This is a genomic window from Phyllobacterium ifriqiyense (assembly GCF_030817885.1).
Classification (GTDB): Bacteria; Pseudomonadota; Alphaproteobacteria; order Rhizobiales; family Rhizobiaceae; genus Phyllobacterium; species Phyllobacterium ifriqiyense.
Genome location: NZ_JAUSZT010000003.1, coordinates 2359350 through 2379041, shown reverse-complemented (window position 1 = coordinate 2379041; position 19692 = coordinate 2359350). Strand labels below are relative to the sequence as shown.

21 protein-coding genes and 2 tRNA genes are annotated in these 19692 nt (G+C 52.5%); 8 read left to right on the top strand and 15 right to left on the bottom strand.

What is annotated here, in order from left to right; translation table 11 throughout:
- Positions 1-73: 73 nt before the first annotated feature.
- Positions 74-847 carry an SDR family oxidoreductase gene (locus QFZ34_RS19230; RefSeq protein ID WP_307284305.1) on the bottom strand — a complete coding sequence of 258 codons (774 nt, stop codon included), beginning with the start codon at positions 845-847 and terminating at the stop codon, positions 74-76.
- 134 nt (positions 848-981) lie between these two features.
- Here QFZ34_RS19230 and QFZ34_RS19225 point away from each other — a divergent pair, with 134 nt between their 5' ends.
- A complete protein-coding gene (locus QFZ34_RS19225; RefSeq protein ID WP_307284302.1) occupies positions 982-1890 on the top strand; it encodes a LysR family transcriptional regulator in 909 nt (302 codons plus the stop codon).
- Positions 1891-2039: 149 nt separating this feature from the next.
- Here the strand turns inward: QFZ34_RS19225 and QFZ34_RS19220 are convergent.
- Positions 2040-2116: transfer RNA gene (locus QFZ34_RS19220), tRNA-Asp, on the bottom strand.
- Between the two features lie 188 nt (positions 2117-2304).
- Between QFZ34_RS19220 and QFZ34_RS19215 the strand changes: the two genes are divergently transcribed.
- A tRNA-Val gene (locus QFZ34_RS19215) sits at positions 2305-2380 on the top strand.
- A gap of 308 nt (positions 2381-2688) precedes the next feature.
- On the opposite strand, the gene lon is transcribed toward QFZ34_RS19215, so the two are convergent.
- The 10 genes from lon to QFZ34_RS19165 form a co-directional block, all read right to left on the bottom strand.
- Positions 2689-5109: an endopeptidase La gene (lon, locus tag QFZ34_RS19210; RefSeq protein WP_115051683.1), complete on the bottom strand. Its 2421-nt coding sequence runs from the start codon at positions 5107-5109 to the stop codon at positions 2689-2691.
- Between the two features lie 329 nt (positions 5110-5438).
- On the bottom strand, positions 5439-6713 hold the full coding sequence (gene clpX, locus QFZ34_RS19205) for an ATP-dependent Clp protease ATP-binding subunit ClpX (protein ID WP_008120789.1): 1275 nt from the start codon (positions 6711-6713) through the stop codon (positions 5439-5441).
- A 217-nt stretch (positions 6714-6930) separates the two neighbouring features.
- On the bottom strand, positions 6931-7560 hold the full coding sequence (locus QFZ34_RS19200; RefSeq protein ID WP_115051684.1) for an ATP-dependent Clp protease proteolytic subunit: 630 nt from the start codon (positions 7558-7560) through the stop codon (positions 6931-6933).
- A 147-nt stretch (positions 7561-7707) separates the two neighbouring features.
- The gene (locus QFZ34_RS19195) at positions 7708-8811 is read right to left on the bottom strand and encodes an NAD(P)/FAD-dependent oxidoreductase (RefSeq protein ID WP_307284286.1); all 1104 of its coding nucleotides are present in this window, start codon (positions 8809-8811) and stop codon (positions 7708-7710) included.
- Between the two features lie 56 nt (positions 8812-8867).
- Complete coding sequence (locus QFZ34_RS19190; protein ID WP_115051686.1) at positions 8868-9212, bottom strand: cupin domain-containing protein; 345 nt, start codon at positions 9210-9212, stop codon at positions 8868-8870.
- Positions 9213-9216: 4 nt separating this feature from the next.
- Positions 9217-10500 carry an O-acetylhomoserine aminocarboxypropyltransferase gene (locus QFZ34_RS19185; protein ID WP_115051687.1) on the bottom strand — a complete coding sequence of 428 codons (1284 nt, stop codon included), beginning with the start codon at positions 10498-10500 and terminating at the stop codon, positions 9217-9219.
- Positions 10501-10746: 246 nt separating this feature from the next.
- The gene (locus QFZ34_RS19180) at positions 10747-11271 is read right to left on the bottom strand and encodes a CoA-binding protein (RefSeq protein WP_307284279.1); all 525 of its coding nucleotides are present in this window, start codon (positions 11269-11271) and stop codon (positions 10747-10749) included.
- 5 nt (positions 11272-11276) lie between these two features.
- The gene (locus QFZ34_RS19175; RefSeq protein ID WP_307284275.1) at positions 11277-11510 is read right to left on the bottom strand and encodes a methionyl-tRNA formyltransferase; all 234 of its coding nucleotides are present in this window, start codon (positions 11508-11510) and stop codon (positions 11277-11279) included.
- Positions 11510-12334, bottom strand: a complete 825-nt coding sequence (locus QFZ34_RS19170; protein WP_115051689.1) for an enoyl-CoA hydratase — start codon at positions 12332-12334, stop codon at positions 11510-11512. Before QFZ34_RS19170 ends, QFZ34_RS19175 begins: the two co-directional genes overlap by 1 nt.
- Before the next feature lie 31 nt (positions 12335-12365).
- Positions 12366-12911 carry a hypothetical protein gene (locus tag QFZ34_RS19165; protein ID WP_307284270.1) on the bottom strand — a complete coding sequence of 182 codons (546 nt, stop codon included), beginning with the start codon at positions 12909-12911 and terminating at the stop codon, positions 12366-12368.
- A gap of 83 nt (positions 12912-12994) precedes the next feature.
- Between QFZ34_RS19165 and QFZ34_RS19160 the strand changes: the two genes are divergently transcribed.
- Positions 12995-13423 (top strand): PaaI family thioesterase, encoded by a 429-nt coding sequence (locus QFZ34_RS19160; RefSeq protein ID WP_115051691.1) that lies wholly within the window; start codon positions 12995-12997, stop codon positions 13421-13423.
- A gap of 176 nt (positions 13424-13599) precedes the next feature.
- On the opposite strand, the gene mbfA is transcribed toward QFZ34_RS19160, so the two are convergent.
- Positions 13600-14583, bottom strand: a complete 984-nt coding sequence (mbfA, locus tag QFZ34_RS19155) for an iron exporter MbfA (protein ID WP_115051692.1) — start codon at positions 14581-14583, stop codon at positions 13600-13602.
- Positions 14584-14794: 211 nt separating this feature from the next.
- Between mbfA and QFZ34_RS19150 the strand changes: the two genes are divergently transcribed.
- Positions 14795-15415, top strand: a complete 621-nt coding sequence (locus QFZ34_RS19150; RefSeq protein WP_115052179.1) for a LysE family translocator — start codon at positions 14795-14797, stop codon at positions 15413-15415.
- Between the two features lie 140 nt (positions 15416-15555).
- On the top strand, positions 15556-16533 hold the full coding sequence (cysK, locus tag QFZ34_RS19145; RefSeq protein WP_115051693.1) for a cysteine synthase A: 978 nt from the start codon (positions 15556-15558) through the stop codon (positions 16531-16533).
- Positions 16534-16592: 59 nt separating this feature from the next.
- Here the strand turns inward: cysK and QFZ34_RS19140 are convergent, their stop codons facing one another.
- Complete coding sequence (locus tag QFZ34_RS19140; protein WP_307284264.1) at positions 16593-16880, bottom strand: HigA family addiction module antitoxin; 288 nt, start codon at positions 16878-16880, stop codon at positions 16593-16595.
- A gap of 11 nt (positions 16881-16891) precedes the next feature.
- Entirely contained in the window at positions 16892-17092 is a 201-nt protein-coding gene (locus QFZ34_RS19135) for a type II toxin-antitoxin system RelE/ParE family toxin (RefSeq protein ID WP_307284261.1), read from the bottom strand.
- Positions 17093-17470: 378 nt separating this feature from the next.
- On the opposite strand from QFZ34_RS19135, the gene rplM reads away from it, so the two are divergent.
- The 3 genes from rplM to speB all read left to right on the top strand — a co-directional run bounded on the left by rplM (position 17471) and on the right by speB (position 19631).
- Entirely contained in the window at positions 17471-17935 is a 465-nt protein-coding gene (gene rplM / locus QFZ34_RS19130; RefSeq protein WP_115051695.1) for a 50S ribosomal protein L13, read from the top strand.
- A gap of 2 nt (positions 17936-17937) precedes the next feature.
- Positions 17938-18414, top strand: coding sequence for a 30S ribosomal protein S9 (gene rpsI / locus QFZ34_RS19125; RefSeq protein WP_122084539.1), 477 nt, complete (start codon positions 17938-17940; stop codon positions 18412-18414).
- Between the two features lie 254 nt (positions 18415-18668).
- Positions 18669-19631: an agmatinase gene (gene speB / locus QFZ34_RS19120; RefSeq protein WP_307284250.1), complete on the top strand. Its 963-nt coding sequence runs from the start codon at positions 18669-18671 to the stop codon at positions 19629-19631.
- The last annotated feature ends 61 nt before the right edge of the window (positions 19632-19692 follow it).

Genomic DNA, 19692 nt, shown 5'->3' with positions numbered 1-19692 from the left:
CAAATCCTCCGGCATCCATCGGATTCCGGAGGAATTATCAGGTCGGCCTGCATACGCCGGAACCAAGCGGGCTTTATTTCGTCGTATAGCCGCCATTTACGAGAATAGTCTGTCCGGTCATCCACCAGCCCTCCGACACCATGAAGCGGATATAGGGCACGATATCTTCAATGTCGGTGAGTCCTGTCTTGGAGAACTTTGAGAGCGCAGCAGCCGTTTTGTGATAAGCGACAGCATCTTCACCTTCAGCGGGATAGAAAAACGGCGTGTCCATTGGGCCTGGACCAATCGCCGTCACCGAAATGCCTCGCTCACCAAATTCCTTTGAGGCTGCCCGCGTGAAATGCTCCACGGGCGCCTTAGTCCCCGCATAGGCTGCGTAAAATGGCGTAAACGCTCCCAGCAGCGAAGTGACAAGCGTACAAATCTTTCCGTTATCGTTGAGATTTTTGCCTGCTTCCTTGAGGAAGAAAAAAGCGGTCTTGGCATTAACTGCGCTCATCTCGTCATATTCAGATTCTGAAATCTCTGCGATAGGCTTCTTCAACACCTTGCCCACGGTGTTAATAGCAATATCTGGACGTCCTATCGCATTGACCACATCATCGAAAAGCTTTTCCATGGCGCCTGCAGTCGTCAAGTCGGCTTGAAACGCCACCCCTGTCGAACCCGCAGCCTTGATTGCAGCCAAGGTTGCCTCCGCATCTGTCTTCGTCGCCAAGCTGTTATAGTGCACAGCGATTGATTTGGCTCCATGTGCAGCCAGATCGCGAGCGATCAACCCACCGAGGTTCTTTGCGCCACCTGCGATGATGATAGTTTTTCCTTTGATCCCGTGATCAGGCATGTGTCGGCTCCTTTTGGTGCGCTCACATCATGCGGGCGCTTTCAGGTAACCAGAATATAGGCTAGGTTTTCTGGATAAAGCTGGAGAATTGGACATCACCTGTCAGAATTTCCGTACAATGGGGCGACAGCAATTTGGATCGTATTGACCTCTTCCGTATCTTTTCTCGGGTCGTAGAATGCTCAAGCTTCACACGCGCGGCAGACACGCTCGGCGTTCCGCGATCTTCGGTTTCAGCGGCGATCGCAGAACTTGAGGGACGAGTCGGCGCCCGCCTCCTCCATAGGACCACGCGCAAGGTATCCCCTACTCAGGACGGCACTGTTTTCTATGATCGCTGTCAAAGGCTCATTTCCGACGTAGAAGACGCCGAAAACCTTTTCAAGCAAACAGCAGCTCAGCCGTCGGGAAAGCTCAGAATCGATGTGCCAGGTCGGATTGGGCGATTGATTATCGCGCCTGCACTTCCGGACTTTCTTGATCGATATCCACAAATCCACATTGATCTCGGTGTTACGGATCGCGCGGTCAATCTTGTAGAAGATAATATCGATTGTGTGCTCCGCGTTGGACCGCTTTCAGACTCAAGCTTGATAGGCCGGACCATCGGCGCATTGCCGCTGATAAATGTTGCAACCCCGGAATACCTGAAGCGGTTTGGCATTCCTGATTCTCCAGCCGAACTACATTCTCACTGGGCCGTAAATTACGCATCTCCGTCCTCCGGGCGTACGACGGAGTGGGAATGGACTGAAAATGGCGAGCAATTTGCTTTGCAAATGCCCAGCCGCGTCACCGTAAACAGCGCTGAGGCCTACATAGCCTGTTGTTTAGCAAGCCTCGGACTCATTCAGATACCAGCCTATGATGTCCGTGCCCATATTAACGCTGGTGATCTTGTCGAAGTTTTACCCGAATATCGAGCAGCTCCCATGCCCATGACCTTGCTCTATCCCCATCGCCAACACCTCTCGCGGCGATTAAAGGTTTTTGCGGATTGGCTTGAGGAGCTTCTAAAGCAAGACTGCTTGCGGCCCAGCTAAAATATATTGAGCACGAGCGGGAATCGACGCCGGCCACGCGATCAGCCATTTTTCAAATTGGTGTTTTAGAAGTCCGGGAAGTATCGAATGCGGCGGGGCCCGCCACTTTTCCAGTAGTCAAACAATATTTGATTTGTCTAAGGGAAAAGTGGCGCGAGTGACGGGGCTCGAACCCGCGACCTCCGGCGTGACAGGCCGGCACTCTAACCAACTGAGCTACACCCGCGCACTTTCGTACCGAACAATTTGTCCGGCGTGAGCGGTCGTTTAAGGGGTTCGCGGGAGAGTGTCAAGCGCAAGTAGCCATGAAAAATGCGATTGTGAAAAACTCTTCAAACAATTCATAAAAGTGCTACATCCCCTCTTGCCAATGTCGTTCGAAACGCCTAAACGCTCCGGAACACACCCTGTGAGGGGCGATTAGCTCAGTTGGTAGAGCGCTTCGTTTACACCGAAGATGTCGGGAGTTCGAGTCTCTCATCGCCCACCATTCCTTTCCAAGATAAGAAATGTTGCACACGGCCTACCGGCCTGATCGCATGTGTGTTCTGGCAGTATTCTGCCTTCTTGAAGCAATCATCTACCGGACAGTGCCCTTTAACCGGCGATGCGCACCCCTTATAGCGCTGGTCGGGTATTTTGTGTTGCGATCACCAGAATCATATCACTTCCACCCCTATGACCATCTTTAACGGAATGCGAAGCAAGACCGTCAGCAAGCATCAAGCTTAGAGAGGGGCTATGGAATCAAAATGGCCGGGTAATCGCTTACCCGGCCATCTTTGAACGTGTCAGATGCTAATGGGCGATCTGCGCAGCGGCGTCATCTTCGACAGCCGGAGTTGGAACATGGGCGGGTTCAGTCCACTCGATAGGTTCCGGCTGGCGAATCAAGGCGTGTTTGAGAACTTCATTGGCATGTGAGACAGGTATGATCTCAAGGCCATTCTTCACATTATCCGGAATCTCTGCCAGATCCTTGGCATTCTCCTCCGGAATCAGAACCGTCTTGATACCACCACGCAGAGCAGCCAACAGTTTCTCTTTCAGCCCACCGATAGGCAGCACCCTGCCCCGCAAGGTAATCTCACCAGTCATAGCGATATCTTTGCGAACCGGAATACCGGTCAATATCGACACAATGGCAGTCACCATCGCAATACCGGCCGACGGTCCATCCTTAGGCGTAGCACCTTCCGGCACATGCACGTGGATATCGCGGCGATCGAATAATGGTGGCTCAACTCCAAAATCAATGGCGCGCGAACGGACATAGGATGCCGCCGCCGAAATTGATTCCTTCATCACATCACGGAGATTACCTGTAACGGTCATGCGGCCCTTGCCGGGCATCATGACACCTTCAATGGTCAGCAATTCGCCGCCCACCTCAGTCCAGGCAAGCCCGGTAACGACACCAACCTGATCTTCACCGTCGATTTGGCCGAAGCGGAACTTCTCGACACCAAGATAATCATCAATGTTGGCTGCCGTCACCTTCACCGATTTCTTCTTGGACTTTAGAATTTCCGTAACCGCCTTACGAGCAAGCTTCATCAACTCGCGCTCAAGACTACGCACGCCCGCTTCCCGCGTATAGCTGCGGATAATGGCGCGGATAGCATCCTCAGAGACCGAGAACTCCTTAGGCTGCAACGCATGATCCCGAATTGCCTTGGGCAACAGGTGCCGTTTGGCGATTTCCAGCTTCTCATCTTCGGTGTAGCCGGCAATACGAATGATTTCCATACGATCCATCAAAGGACCCGGAATGTTCAACGTATTGGCGGTCGTCACAAACATCACGTTCGAGAGATCATATTCGACCTCAAGATAGTGATCCATGAAGGTTGAGTTCTGTTCCGGATCGAGCACCTCGAGCAATGCGGAAGACGGATCGCCGCGGAAATCCTGCCCCATCTTGTCGATTTCGTCGAGCAAGAACAGCGGGTTTGACTTCTTCGCCTTCTTCATCGACTGAATGACCTTGCCGGGCATAGAGCCGATATAAGTGCGGCGATGGCCGCGGATTTCGGCCTCGTCACGCACGCCGCCCAGTGACATACGGACATATTCGCGTCCAGTCGCCTTGGCGATCGAACGAGCCAGTGACGTCTTGCCGACGCCGGGAGGACCAACGAGGCAGAGGATAGGGCCCTTGATCTTGGTCGAACGTGCCTGCACCGCCAAATACTCGACAATTCGGTCCTTGACCTTGTCCAAACCATAATGTTCGGCATCCAGCACTTCATCGGCAAGGTTGAGATCGTTCTTGACCTTCGACTTTTTGCCCCACGGAATGGACAGCAACCAGTCGAGATAGTTGCGAACAACCGTCGCCTCAGCGGACATCGGGCTCATCTGACGCAGCTTCTTGAGCTCGGCATTGGCCTTTTCACGGGCCTCTTTCGAAAGCTTCGTCTTTTTGATGCGATCTTCCAGTTCAGCGGCCTCGTCACGGCCATCTTCGCCGTCACCGAGTTCCTTCTGAATGGCCTTCATCTGCTCGTTCAGATAGTATTCGCGCTGGGTCTTTTCCATCTGGCGCTTAACGCGCGAGCGGATACGCTTTTCCACCTGAAGAACCGAAATTTCGGATTCCATGAACGACATCGCCTTTTCCAGCCGTGCACGCACGGACAGAATGGACAGCATATCCTGCTTCTCAGGAATCTTGATTGCCAGATGCGATGCAACGGTATCCGCCAGCTTCGAGTAGTCCTCGATCTGACCCGCAGCACCAACAACTTCAGGCGAAATCTTCTTATTGAGCTTTACGTAATTCTCAAAATCCGACACCACCGAGCGGGCAAGCGCCTCGACCTCAACCGGATCTTCCTCCGGTTCAGCCAGCGTTGTTGCATTGGCTTCGTGATAGTCGGTACGATCGTTGAAACTCGTAATTTCAGCGCGCGCAATGCCTTCGACAAGTACTTTCACCGTTCCGTCTGGCAATTTCAGCAATTGCAAGACGTTAGCGATTGTGCCCACCGTGTAGATTGCGTCGGCTTGGGGATCGTCATCCGCTGCGTTTTTTTGTGTGGCAAGCAGTATCTGCTTGTCGACGCCCATTACTTCCTCAAGGGCGCGAATTGACTTTTCGCGTCCAACGAAGAGCGGGACGATCATGTGAGGGAAGACAACGATATCGCGCAACGGCAAAACGGCATAAAGCCCGTTCTCGCCACCCGCCGGAGTCTTCTTGCTTGCAACCGTCATTTCAATGTCCTTTCTCAGACCATTCGGTCAGATCACCGCGTCCGGGCACCCTTTTGGTTGCATGAGTTTCCGAAAATGGATGGGAGAAAACTCCAATCCCGGAGCCATGCTAGAGCGGCGTACTACCAGTTATGCGGCTTACCTATTACTTGGAGTGGCAACCCTCCTGTTTCAAGTCACCGGGCTCCAAGCGTCTTCACAGAATCGTAATCTATCCTGCGCTCCGGATGGGTGGAGCGCAATCTTTTGCGACGCCGTACACAGCTTTGAAAACAGAAAAGCTCCGCACAACGCGGAGCTCCTCGTTATTTTGCGCTATTTCCGAAGGATTACGCGGAAACATTGCCTTTTTCTTCCTTGCGTTCAGCATAGATATAGAGCGGACGTGAATTGCCCTCTACCACATCGCCCGAGATGACGACTTCCTGAACGCCATCCAACGTCGGCAGTTCGTACATCGTATCAAGCAGGATTTTCTCCATGATCGAGCGCAAGCCGCGAGCACCGGTCTTGCGGGCGATCGCGCGCTTTGCAATTGCCTTCAATGCATCCTCATGGAAGGTCAGCTCGACATTCTCCATGTCGAACAGACGCTGATATTGCTTTACCAAGGCGTTCTTTGGTTCGGACAAAATCTGCACCAGAGCGACCTCGTCGAGATCCTCCAACGTTGCGATAACAGGCAGACGACCAACAAATTCGGGGATAAGACCAAATTTCAGCAGATCTTCCGGCTCAAGTTCGCGGAAGATTGCGCCAACACGGCGATCATCCGGTGCCTTGACTGCCGCGCTGAAACCAATCGACGTCTTTTCACCACGAGCGGAAATGATCTTGTCGAGCCCGGCAAATGCACCACCACAGATGAAGAGGATGTTCGTCGTATCCACCTGCAGGAACTCCTGCTGGGGATGTTTGCGACCACCCTGCGGCGGCACGGAAGCGACAGTGCCTTCCATGATCTTCAACAAAGCTTGTTGAACACCCTCACCCGATACGTCGCGCGTGATCGAAGGATTGTCCGACTTGCGGCTGATCTTGTCGACTTCATCAATGTAAACAATACCGCGCTGCGCCCGTTCGACATTGTAGTCGGCGGACTGAAGCAGCTTCAGGATAATGTTCTCAACATCTTCACCGACATAGCCGGCTTCTGTCAGCGTCGTCGCGTCTGCCATCGTAAACGGCACGTCAATGATGCGGGCGAGCGATTGCGCCAGATAGGTTTTGCCGCAACCAGTTGGACCAACCAAAAGAATGTTGGACTTCGCCAATTCGACTTCATTGTTTTTCGATGCGTGGGCCAACCGCTTGTAGTGGTTATGGACCGCGACAGATAGAACACGCTTGGCATGGTTCTGGCCAATGACATAATCATCCAGAACAGCCATGATTTCCTGCGGCGTCGGGACGCCTTCACGAGATTTCACCATCGAGGATTTGTTTTCCTCGCGGATGATGTCCATGCACAATTCGACGCATTCATCACAGATGAAAACAGTCGGGCCCGCAATCAACTTGCGAACTTCGTGCTGGCTCTTCCCGCAAAACGAGCAATAAAGCGTATTCTTTGAATCGCCGCCGCCGTTGCTGACTTTGCTCATTGCAGTTTCCTTTCAGTATCGGCCCCTCCTCTTGCGGGGGCCGCCACTTCCCTTAGTTGGAAGTGATTCGATCAATTATTGGTAGAATAAGCTCTGCAAACTCACCAATAACTTAACGTAGCGTCTGCTCGTCTCTATGCAAGCCGCTTATGTGGCAGAAAGTCCCCACATGGGTCAAAAAAAGTTCATTTTCGACCCATGCGGGCAATTTAGCCGGTTACTTTGCGTCGCCTTCGACCGCAGCGCGCGATTCAAACATCTTGTCGACCAATCCGAAATCAAGTGATTCCTGTGCCGTCATAAAGTGATCGCGGTCCAGAGTACGCTCGATTGTCTCGTAATCCTGGCCTGTATGTTTAACATAAATCTCGTTGAGGCGGCGCTTCATCTTGATGATATCCTGCGCGTGACGCTCAATATCGGAAGCCTGCCCCTGGAAGCCACCCGATGGCTGATGAAGCATGATGCGGGCATTTGGGAGGACGAAACGCATATCTTTTTCGCCAGCAGTCAGCAGCAGCGAACCCATGGATGCGGCCTGACCGAAACAAAGGGTTGATACGGCAGGACGAATGAACTGCATCGTATCGTAAATCGCCATGCCCGATGTTACCACACCGCCAGGCGAGTTGATGTACAGGTTAATTTCTTTCTTCGGATTTTCCGACTCAAGGAACAGCAACTGCGCGCAGATCAGCGTCGCCATTCCATCTTCGATTGGTCCGGTAATGAAAATAATGCGTTCTTTCAGCAGGCGCGAAAATATATCATAGGCCCGCTCGCCCCGATTGGTCTGCTCGACGACCATTGGAACAAGATTCATAGCTGTTTCGATTGGATCTCTCATCGGTGGGCCTCAGCTTTTAAGAGAATATGAGGCTGGAAGCGCCTCAGATTCGTGGAACAAGGATTCGTTACATAGGGTGTTGGCACCCGTTTCCGCAAGATGTTCGCGTCAGGATGCCGGTTCAATATGAAGGTGAATGGCCCGAGATTAATAAGTCTCTGCCCTCAGCCAACGCTTTAATAGCGGAACATCACCGTTTTCGACGGTTCGTGCGACACGGCGGCCAACGGCAGCGCCAAATTTATACCCATGGCCCGAACAGGCCGAGACGATGATGCATTTACCCATTTCTGTCGCAAAAAAACGTTCATCGGAGGTGAAAGTATAAGCGCAAGTCACAACATTCGTGACGCGATATTCGTTGATGCGCTTTAAAGGTGGAGCGAAAAGATCGCGGATGGTTTCGCCTTCCCCCTCGACCGGGACGCGATCAAGATCGGCACTGGGTGTTTTGCGCTTGTGGAGGCCGGAACCAAACTTCAAACCACCGCCACCGCTAGGCGGGAGAATATAGCCGTCTGTACGCCCACCCACATCAAGAACCACAGGTGACGCATCCCATGCGGCCTTCAAATCTGCCGGTGGATCGAGATAAACAACGGCAGTGCGATAGGTTGTCAAATCTTTAGTGATGTCCGGAAAAAGCTTTGTAACCCAAGCGCCGGCAGTCACGACGACCTTGTCCGCCGTCAACTTTGTGCCATCAGCAATGGTAACCGAACCATTTTCAGTATCGACGGCAATAACTTGGGTATTTTCAAGGACTTCTGCACCATTTTCGCGCAGCCAGCGCAGCGTATCGGTCGCAATTTTCTTACAATGCAAAGCACCACCTTCCGGCGAGAAGAACGCATATCGAAAGCTTCCTTCTTCAAGGTATGGATAGCGCTTTAGGGCTTCAACAGAATCATAAATTTCAAGGGGATAGCCACCATTCTCGAGGCCTTCCCGATATTCGTCCGCTTCGTCTCCAGCCTCGCGCGATACAGCGATAAAACCACGCGAATCCAGATGAACAGCACCAATGTCCGCCCAAAGTTCCCCCCATGCCTCATAAGCTTCGGAGATAGCATTGGCATATCCACCCGCAGCACCGTAGGCGCGTCTTATGATACGGTGATGATCGCCTGAAGCTGCCAGTGGATTGGGAATGGCTCCCTGTTCGATAAGCGTGACGGAATGCCCCGCCTTCGTCAACGACCAAGCTGAAGACAGGCCGCCAATACCAGCCCCAACAATAATGATTTTCATGATAAGACTCTGTTTTTACTGACCTTCTGCAAGGCTAACGAACATGTCATCATTCGTCAAAGTCTTATCACATATTCTTTTCTTGTGGTTTCGATCACTTCCCATGTTCCGCGAAAACCCGGACGCAACACGAAACTGTCACCAGCCTGAATATGACGCTCGTCTCCACCATCCTCGGTAATAATCGAGCGGCCCGAAAGGATGTGGCAATACTCCCATTCATCATAAGCAATGCGCCATTTACCGGGCGTTGCTTCCCAGATTCCGGCATAGATGCCGCCATCAGATTCGTCACAGTTCCAAGTCCGGAATTGCGGGTCTCCGGCAATAATGCGGTCTGGATTGGGTGCTCCATGTTCCGGATCAATATCGCCAAAGTCTATTTTCACTAGGTTTGTCATAGGCTTACACTTTCGCCAAGGCCTGATCGAGGTCAGCAATAATATCGGTGACGTTCTCAATGCCAATAGACAGGCGCACAACATCAGGGCCCGCACCGGCAGCAATCTTCTGCGCATCACCTAACTGACGGTGGGTGGTTGAAGCCGGATGAATAACCAGTGACTTGGTATCGCCGATATTTGCCAGATGGGAAAAAAGCTCAAGGTTTTCAACGAGCTTCACACCAGCATCATAGCCGCCCTTCAGACCGAATGTAAAAACAGCACCACCGCCGTGAGGGGAGTATTTCTTCTGAAGCGCATTATAGGGATCGTCCGGGAGACCAGCATAGCTGACCCAGCTGACTTTCGCGTGAGATTTCAACCACTTCGCAACTTCGAGCGTATTGTCCACATGACGCTGCATACGCAGCGGCAAGGTCTCGATACCGGTGGCAATCAGGAATGCATTGAAGGGCGAAAGAGCCGGGCCAAGATCGCGAAGACCAAGAACGCGCGCTGCAATGGCAAAGGCGAAATTGCCAAAAGTTTCGTGGAGAACAATGCCGTTATATTCCGAACGAGGCTCGGAAAGCAGCGGGTAATTACCGGATTTCGACCAGTCAAACGTGCCGCCATCGACAATGATCCCGCCCATGGAATTGCCATGGCCGCCCAGAAACTTCGTAGCAGAATGTATAACAATATCAGCACCATGCTCGATTGGCCGGATGAGATAGGGTGATGCCAAAGTGTTATCCACAATGAGCGGAATTCCATGCCTATGGGCAATTTCCGCAATGGCAGAGATATCAGAAATGATACCGCCGGGGTTGGCAATGCTCTCGATGAAAATGGCTCTGGTGCGTTCATCGATCTGCGCTTCAAAAGCCGTGGGATCAGTGCCGTCAGCCCAGCGAACACGCCAGTCAAAAGATTTGAACGACTGGCCGAATTGATTGATCGAACCGCCATAAAGCTTGTTGGAAGCGACAAAATTATCGCCAGGCTGCATCAACGTATGAAACACCAGAAGTTGCGCTGCATGACCCGATGCAACCGCCAATGCGGCCGTACCGCCTTCAAGCGCTGCAACACGTTCTTCCAGTACCGCATTGGTTGGATTGGTAATTCTCGTATAAATGTTGCCGAAAGCCTTGAGACCAAAAAGAGAAGCCGCATGGTCGGCATCGTCGAAGACGAACGCGGTCGTCTGGTAGATTGGAGTTGCCCGCGCCCCGGTCGCCGGGTCTGGCTGTGCTCCGGCGTGAACTGCCAATGTTTCAATTCCGGGTGCACGATTTGCCATATTCCAATTCCTCCAAAGCAAGTGATGGAGGCAAGCTAGGGGATAGTCGAGCCCCCGCCAAGGAAAGATTTTTCAATCGGCAAAGTTTGCCAGACTCAACCGGCCACAATTAAATTGCATCTCCGGATTTCAAATTTTGAGCAATTTTCGGCAGTTTTTGGGTAAGATTGCTGTGCTTTGCAGGAAATTAGCGTGGTTTCGTTGAAATGCGGTCCGAATATCGATGAATTTGATTCAAGCCACGGCTTACTTCAGACGGTTCAATCCGAAACTCTGAAAGCCTTTTCCAAGAATTGGCTTTTTGGAAGAAAGAACCCGCGAGTTCACTCCGCTCCATCCGATTTCGCCACAAAGACGCGCATATTCAATTTTCGGGCAGCGGTTCATGACCACCTGAATTCCCGCCCCCTCCGCTTTTCGCGCAGCATCGTCATTGCGTACCGTAAGTTGTGTCCAGATGACTTTCGGCAAAGGGTTGAGCGCCAGAACTTCATCGACAATGGCAGGGACAGCATCGGAAGCGCGAAACACATCGATCATATCGATGGGCTCCGGAATATCCGCCAAACGTGCATAAGTCAGTTGCCCGAGAATGTTTTTCCCGGCTTGTCCCGGATTGACGGGGATAACCTGATAGCCTTTTGCAAGGAGATATTTCATCACAAAGAAACTCGGCCTCACCTCATTGGCCGAAGCGCCAACCATGGCGATAATTTTAACAGACGAGAGAATGCCGCGAATATAATCGTCGGGGTAGTGGTCGTGATCCATGCCGCTCACTCAATTTTAAAGGCGTGTTTTAAAATTGAGTATAGTTGGCGGCCAGACGCTTCATCAAGCTGGATCGTTTGGCTTAACTTTCCTTTGTCTTGACGCGACGAACGCCCAAAAGTTGATATCTGTAATAATCGCCTATCGTCAAAATCATGCACAAAATACTTTGCTTCAATAGCGTCGTGCAATTGAAACCTTGTCATATGGCCTTCTTCAAAATTGATAATCTTCGCCATTACTCGCCCGTCCATTCAGGTTTGCGTTTTTCCATAAAGGCACCGATGCCCTCTTCGGCATCCCGGGCCAGCATATTTTCAACCATAACCTGCGCCGTGTAATCATAGGCGCTGGCAAGGTCCATTTCTGCCTGTTTGTAGAATGCTTCCTTGCCGATTTTCAGTACCAAAGGTGATTTGGCTGCAATGGCTTGAGCATATTTCCTGACAATCTGATTCAGATACTCCTGTGGCACAACCCGGTTTACCAGTCCAAACTCGCGCGCAGTTGAAGCATCAATGGTTTCGCCGGTCAGCAGCATTTCCATAGCCTGTTTGCGCGATACATTGCGCGACAGCGCGACCATCGGCGTCGAGCAAAAAAGACCGATATTTACGCCCGGCGTACAGAAGGTGGATTTGTCTGAACAAACTGCCAGATCGCAAGAGGCAACCAGTTGACATCCGGCGGCAGTTGCAAGCCCGTCAACGCCAGCAATCACAGGTTTTGGATGGCTGACGATAGCCTGCATCAATTCCGCGCATAAGCGCATGGTTTGTTCGAAAAAGGCACGGCCACGATCTTCGTCGGAGCGATGGCTCGACAATTCCTTGAGGTCGTGGCCTGCCGAAAACAATTTCAGCGATGAATCGATAATGATAACGCGAACTGCCTTGTCTTCTCTTGCCGATCGAAGGTGTTCCAATAGCAATTGCATCATCGCAATCGACAAAGCGTTGGCCGGAGCGTTTTGCAATGTCAGACGCAATATGCCGTCCAACAGCTCGTGACCGACAATAGGGCTAACCTGCCCTTCCTTGCGGATGGCGTGAACTTCTCCCATGGCATTCCTCGTACTTATGTGGCCTCGTTGCTTATTGCTGCCGTACCCACTGATTATAGAATGGCTTCAATGAGCGCAAATGACGCTCTACGATTACGATATTTTCCAGCGACGGTCTGGCATTTTGAATCTGGGCCAGACCGCTTTTCAAGCCGTTGATTGCTTCTGCTTTTTGCTCGGGCGAGAGAGCAACCATTGTGGGAACCGAGGCGATGGCTTTTTCCACTTCCTGTTGGGGTTGTGGATGGGTGGCCCAATGATAGGTGACCATGATCGTGTTGTTTGTATCGAGCCAATCGGCATAGCTGGCAAAGCCGAATTCCCGCGCCTTCGCGTCAAGTATAGCGGTCCGGACGGATGCTTCATCGTCCTCATCAAGTTCGCGCTGTGCGGCGGCGACTGGCGCATAGCCATAAAGGAAACGCGTCACGATCTCTTCATTCAAAGCCACGGCCCGATCCGGCATTTGGTAGCGTTCTATAACAGGCGCCAAGGGCGGCGCGGGCCGCGTGGCGAAAAAACCCGCATACCCAACGGTGAGCAAAACAGAGGTGACAACTATTCCTGGCGGTTTCATAAAACGGCCCCATCCTTGTAAAGACCAAGCAGCGTCAATAGTAACAGTCTAAGTGTAAACAAAACAGCAAGGGAACAGCGATAATGGCTGCATTAATGAGCGCAAAAGCCCTGACAGCGTTTCTTGAAGAGGAGTTTCCGCAGGTTAACGCAGACGGCATTGCTTACACTGTTGTTGATGCCGGCGCTGGCTATGCTGTGATGCGTCTGGAGCCGACTGTGAAACATTTGCGCCCCGGAGGCACGGTGTCAGGGCCAACCCTGTTCGCATTGGCGGACATTACCGCCTATATGGCCATTCTTGCTCAAATCGGCCCTGTCGCGCTGGCTGTTACAACCAATCTGAACATCAATTTCCTGCGCAAGCCTGAAATTGGTCCCCTGGAGGCAAGAGCTACGCTTTTAAAACTTGGCAAGCGTCTTGCCGTGGTGGACATTGCCATTACCAGCGGGGCCAGCAGCGAACTGGTTGCCCATGCAACAGCAACCTATTCCATCCCGCCAAGAAGCTGATATTCGCCGCAAAGCAGATTGCATTTCTTCTCTGCGTGCTTCGACAAGCTCAGCATGAGTGGGGGTAATGATTGCATTACCTCCACGCAACGGAATAACATCTCCATGCGATCAATCCACGTCCCTCATGCTGAGCTTGTCGAAGCACGCAAAGCGTTCATGCCAACGTATAAGCGTCAGGCATTGCCGATCAAAATGCCTGTCGCCAGCACCAATCCGCCACCAAGCACAACCTGTATGGCAGCGCGGAAGAAGGGCGTTTCCATATATTTGTGCTGGATGAATGCAATCGCCCAAAGCTCGACAAAAACCACCAGCGCGGCAATTGTTGTTGCGGTCCAAAAATTGGTGATCAGATAGGGTAAGGCGTGGCCGAGCCCGCCGATTGTTGTCATCAGACCATTGGCAAGGCCCCGCTTGAGCGGTGACCCGCGTCCGGACAGCTTGCCATCATCATGCGCAGCCTCGGTAAAGCCCATGGAAATACCCGCACCAAGCGATGCGGACAGGCCGACGAGAAAAGTTTGCCAAGTGTCCTGCGTTGCAAAGGCGGCTGCGAAAATTGGCGCGAGCGTGGAAACGGAACCATCCATAAGACCCGCCAGGCCAGGCTGGATATAGGTTAACAGAAACTGGCGGCGCTCCGTCTGCTTCTCTTCCTGCTGCACATCGTACGGCGTATGTTGCACGCCAAGGCGATGCGCCAACGATTCATGGACTTTTTCGGCGACGGCTAGATCACCAAGCAGCTTGCGGGTTGAAGCATCGCTAACGAGTTTTACCGACTCCATATAGAAGCGATAGGCCTGCTCCTCCATTTTTTCCGCCATCTCACGGACCTTATCGATTCCGAGTGGGCGCAGGAGCCAGTCAGGTTTACGCTCGATATAGCCCCGCACATGTTCGCGGCGGATCAAAGGAATGCGGTTGCCGAACCGCTGAACGTGAAGATCAATCAGCGCCTGGCGATGGCTGTTCTCCTCCTCCGCCATGTCTTCAAACACCTTGGCGCTTTGCGGAAAATCCTCCCGTAAACCATCCGCATAGGCGAGATAGATGCGCGCATCATCCTCTTCGGAGGAAATGGCGAGGGCTAAAATCTGCTGTTCCGACAAGGAAGCAAGGTCGTAACGGCGGTGACCAAAAAAACGGCTGAACATGGGATATTCCTAAATTAGAATAATTCTAAACTAGAGCGTTTGATCAAAAATTTCAAGGTAAGAGTTGGGTAGCCGTACAACCGCAGTGTGCCGATTAACTTGACCACAACCATCAATAAAATTGATAAACACTGTTGAAAAGGCCCGATAGACACGGTGTAGGCGCGGGAGTATGTTGCGCCCCATTCAATTGCCAGTGCCGGATTTCATCATGACACTTACAGGTTTTATCGCCTATTCGGGCGCACTCGCTATTGCCGCAGCCATTCCTGGACCGGGTGTAACTGCCCTTGTCGCCCGCGCGCTGGGCTCTGGCTTCCGCTCTTCCCTGTTCATGTCCATCGGGCTTGTCCTTGGTGATCTTACCTATCTTACCGCGGTCGTACTGGGCCTTGCAGTTGTGGCGCAAACGTTCGGTACGTTGTTCCTGATTATAAAATGGGCTGGTGTTGCCTACCTCACCTATCTGGCCTGGAAGCTGTGGACGACTGGCATTTCGACCGAGAGAATCGAAGCGAGTAAAAGCCGCAGCGGCAATATTTCAGCTATTCTAGCTGGACTGACGCTGACACTAGGCAATCCAAAAACCATGCTTTTCTACATCGCGCTGACACCGACGCTGGTTGATCTGAAATCCATTACTCTGGCTGACTATTCCATTCTCGCTGTCTTAACGGTGATTGTGCTGATGATTGTGCTCGTGCCCTATCTTGCGCTGGCCGCCAAGGCACGCGGTCTGCTCGCCTCTCCCCGCGCTCTCAAGCGTCTTAATCGTACCGCAGCCGCTTTTATGGCTGGCGCGGCATTGGCTATCGCTGGTCGCGCTGGCTGACTTGGATTCATATTCTAACAGGAATGGATTATTAGTTTAATTTTCCATTCCTCCCCGCCTTTGTGCACGTACCCGACTATGAATTTTCTGCCAAGAGCCATAAGATCGCGGCCAGAACAATTTCAATTCGGGAGAATATCATGAGCAGCGACACGCTACGCAAGCCGGGCCGTGGCCGTATCTACAACTCTATTGTCGATACTATTGGCGACACACCGCTTGTGCGTCTCGACAAATTCGCCAAGGAAAACGGCGTCGTTGCAAATCTTCTGGCTAAGCTTGAATTTTTCAATCCGATTTCCAGCGTCAAGGATCGTATCGGTGTTGCGCTGATCCAATCATTGGAAGATCAGGGCAAAGCTGTGCCGGGAAAGACGGTTTTTGTGGAACCGACATCCGGCAATACAGGCATTGCACTCGCCTTTGCCGCCGCCGCAAAGGGCTATCGCCTTATCCTTACCATGCCGGAAACCATGTCCGTCGAGCGCCGCAAGATGCTCAAGCTGCTTGGTGCCGAATTGGTGCTAACGGAAGGCGCAAAGGGCATGAAAGGCGCTATCGCCAAAGCCAATGAACTCGTTGAAACTACGCCGGGCGCAATCATTCCCGGCCAGTTCGACAATCCGGCCAATCCTGAAATTCATCGCAAGACGACAGCCGAGGAAATCTGGAACGATACGGACGGTGCGGTCGATATTCTCATTTCCGGCATCGGCACGGGCGGCACGATCACCGGCGTCGGTCAGGTGCTGAAGCAGCGTAAACCAAGTGTGCAGATCATTGCAGTCGAACCTAGAGATTCGCCCGTGCTTTCAGGCGGCAATCCCGGACCGCACAAGATTCAAGGAATCGGCGCCGGTTTTGCGCCGAGCGTGCTCGACACCCATATCTACGATGAGGTGGTCCAGGTTTCCAATGAGGATTCCTTTGCCAATGCAAGACTGGTCGCGCGTATTGAAGGCGTACCTGTTGGCATTTCCTCAGGCGCGGCGCTGACAGCAGCGATCGAGGTTGGCAAGCGCCCGGAAAACAAGGGCAAGAATATTGTTGTGATCATCCCCTCCTTTGCCGAACGCTATCTTTCAACAGCGCTATTTGACGGGCTGGATGGCTCATGAAAACCACCAATCGCTCCCTTCAAGGGAGAGATTGGCGAACTTTAAGGGTGCCGCTTTAACTACGACAGATTGGTGAAACGTTCGATAGGCGGTTGCTCACGATGCTCCGCTTGCCATAAATCGTAATCAGCCTGCACGCCAAGCCAGACCTTTGCCCTGCCAATACCTGCACGCTCCAAGCGTACAGCAAGGTCTGGGCTTATGGGCGCATGACCATGCATAATGCGGGACAGGGTTTCACGTGCAAACCCTAGCCTGCGCGCAAGCTCGGTCACCGATATGGCAAGCGCTGGTAAAACATCCTCCAGGAGGGTTTGACCGGGATGCGGGGGATTAAACTGTCCCATGTCGTTATTCCTCAATGATAATCCAGATAGTCGACGAGTTCGACATCATTTTCAATAAACCGGAAAATGATCCGCCAATTTCCACTAACGGAAATCGACCAAAAACCTTCCAGAGACCCTTGAAGCCGGTGAAATCTCCAGCCTGGAATAGAAAGATCCTCAGGTACGGAAGCGCGGTCGAGAAAGGCCAGTATTCGAGACAATCGCTTCACATGCGCAGCATTGATCCCCGGGCGGAACCCGTTTCAAAGAAAACCTCAAGTCCCTTATGGCGAAAACTTCTGATCATTCCTCGAATGTGATGTAATAGATCACATATCGCAACCAACGTCTGGTTGCGAGCTGCAAAAACAATGCGCCAAGATGTGGTAATATAATACCTTTCTTACAAGCTATTGATTTTGCTTATTTATTTATATTATATGTCGAAATTAACGACTTGACGCTCTCCATTTGAGCCTTTATTGAGACCCATGACTGCGGTGGGGCTTCCCGCCGTTTTTCATTGTTGTGCGGATTTCAACCATCCACACAACCCAAGCAACAAGAAAAGCCTTCTTTTATGAAGGATGATCTCAAGGACAACACAAATGGCTACCTTCACACAGAAGCCGGCAGATGTGACGAAAAAGTGGATCCTGATCGACGCGACGGATCTCGTCGTCGGCCGTCTCGCCACCATCGTCGCAAACATCCTGCGCGGCAAGCACAAAGCTACCTTTACCCCGCATGTTGACGATGGCGACAATGTCATCATCATCAATGCCGACAAGGTTGCCTTCACAGGCAAGAAGCTTTCGGACAAGATTTATTACTGGCACACCGGCCACCCAGGCGGCATCAAGGAACGTACAGCTGGTCAGCTGCTTTCCGGCCGTTTTCCTGAGCGTGTTGTCGAAAAGGCAGTTGAGCGCATGGTTCCACGTGGACCGCTCGGCCGTCGCCAGATGAAGAACCTGCGCGTTTATGCCGGTTCCAACCACCCACATGAAGCGCAGGCACCTGAAGTCCTCGACGTTGGCGCGCTGAATTCCAAGAACAAAAGGAGCGCATAAGAATGGCTGAGCTCAACTCGCTCGCAGAACTCGGTACAGCTGCTGCATCGACGCAGGCTGCTGCACCTGTTCATGTCCAGAAGCTCGATGCCAAGGGCCGTGCATATGCAACCGGCAAGCGTAAGGATGCGGTTGCCCGCGTCTGGATCAAGCCAGGTTCCGGCAAGATCGTTGTCAACGACAAGGAATATGGCGCATATTTCGCTCGTCCGGTCCTGCAGATGATCCTGCAGCAGCCAATCGTTGCTGCTAACCGCGCTGGCCAGTATGACATCATCGCTACCGTTGCCGGTGGTGGTCTTTCCGGTCAGGCCGGTGCTGTTCGTCACGGCATTTCCAAGGCCCTCACCTATTTCGAACCTGCACTGCGCGGCGTTCTGAAAAAGGGCGGCTTCCTTACACGCGACAGCCGCGTTGTAGAACGCAAAAAGTACGGCAAGGCGAAAGCCCGTCGTTCGTTCCAGTTCTCGAAGCGCTAATATCGCTTTATACGGACAGAACAGAAAGCGGGCCCTCGGGTCCGCTTTTTTGTTGCGCTGAGATATACTTGAGATAGCTTCGCCGCTGTGCGTGGTTCGACAAGCTCACCATGAGGAATCCGGGTTGCCTTCATCTGATGGGAACTCTTCGGGATATCCTACAAGATCGCCGGTTCAGGCGTCTCCCTTCCTCATGGTGAGCTTGTCGAACCACGTACAAAAGAAATGCCAGAACTCCCGGAGTTGGAAAACCAATGCCCTCGAAATCCATCGATCATGCCTTTACAGCTCGCACGCTGACCAGCGCAGCGACTGATCCCACACATGCGGGCGCGCTCTCATTCATGCGCAGGCGCTATACCAAGAATCTCAATGGGGCAGAGGCTGTTGTCTGGGGCATTCCATTTGATGCTGCGGTTTCCAATCGCCCTGGCGCAAGGTTTGGTCCGCAGGCAATCCGCCGGGCCTCGGCAATCTTTGACAATGACCCGCAATATCCCTTCCAGCGCGATCTGTTCGAAGATCTGGCCGTGATTGATTATGGCGATTGCCTGCTCGACTATGGCAATCATCAAAAGACACCGGCCACGATTGAGCGGGAAGCGGCCAAAATAATCAAATCCGGGGCGTTCCTGCTTTCGCTTGGCGGCGATCATTTCGTCACATGGCCGATCCTGAAGGCGCATGCGGCAAAACATGGACCGGTTGCTCTCGTGCAGTTCGACGCGCATCAGGACACTTGGTACGATGATGGCAAGCGTATTGATCATGGTTCATTTGTTGGCCGTGCGGCACGCGATGGTGTTATCGATCCTGCCCATTCGATTCAGGTCGGTATCCGTACCCATGCGCCGGATGATTGCGGACTGAAGATCGTTTATGGCTACGAGGTTGAGGAGCTTTCGGCGGCGGAAATTGCCCGGCAGATCATCGCCCGCACCGCCGGCAAGCCGGTCTACCTGACCTTTGACATTGATTGTCTTGATCCAGCCTTTGCACCGGGAACCGGAACGCCCGTCGCAGGCGGCCCGTCATCGGCAAAGATTCTGTCGGTTCTGCGCCATCTGACCGATCTTAATATTATCGGTGCGGATGTGGTGGAGGTCGCCCCCGCTTATGATCATGCGGATGTGACGGCAATCGCAGGTGCCACAATAGCGATGTATTATTTAGGTATATTGGCCGAACAGAAGGCCAACCGATCAAATCCAACCTGATGGCTATCTGATGCGATTTTCTGTGCTTCCGGTGCTCATGGACAAGAACGTCCACTGCGCT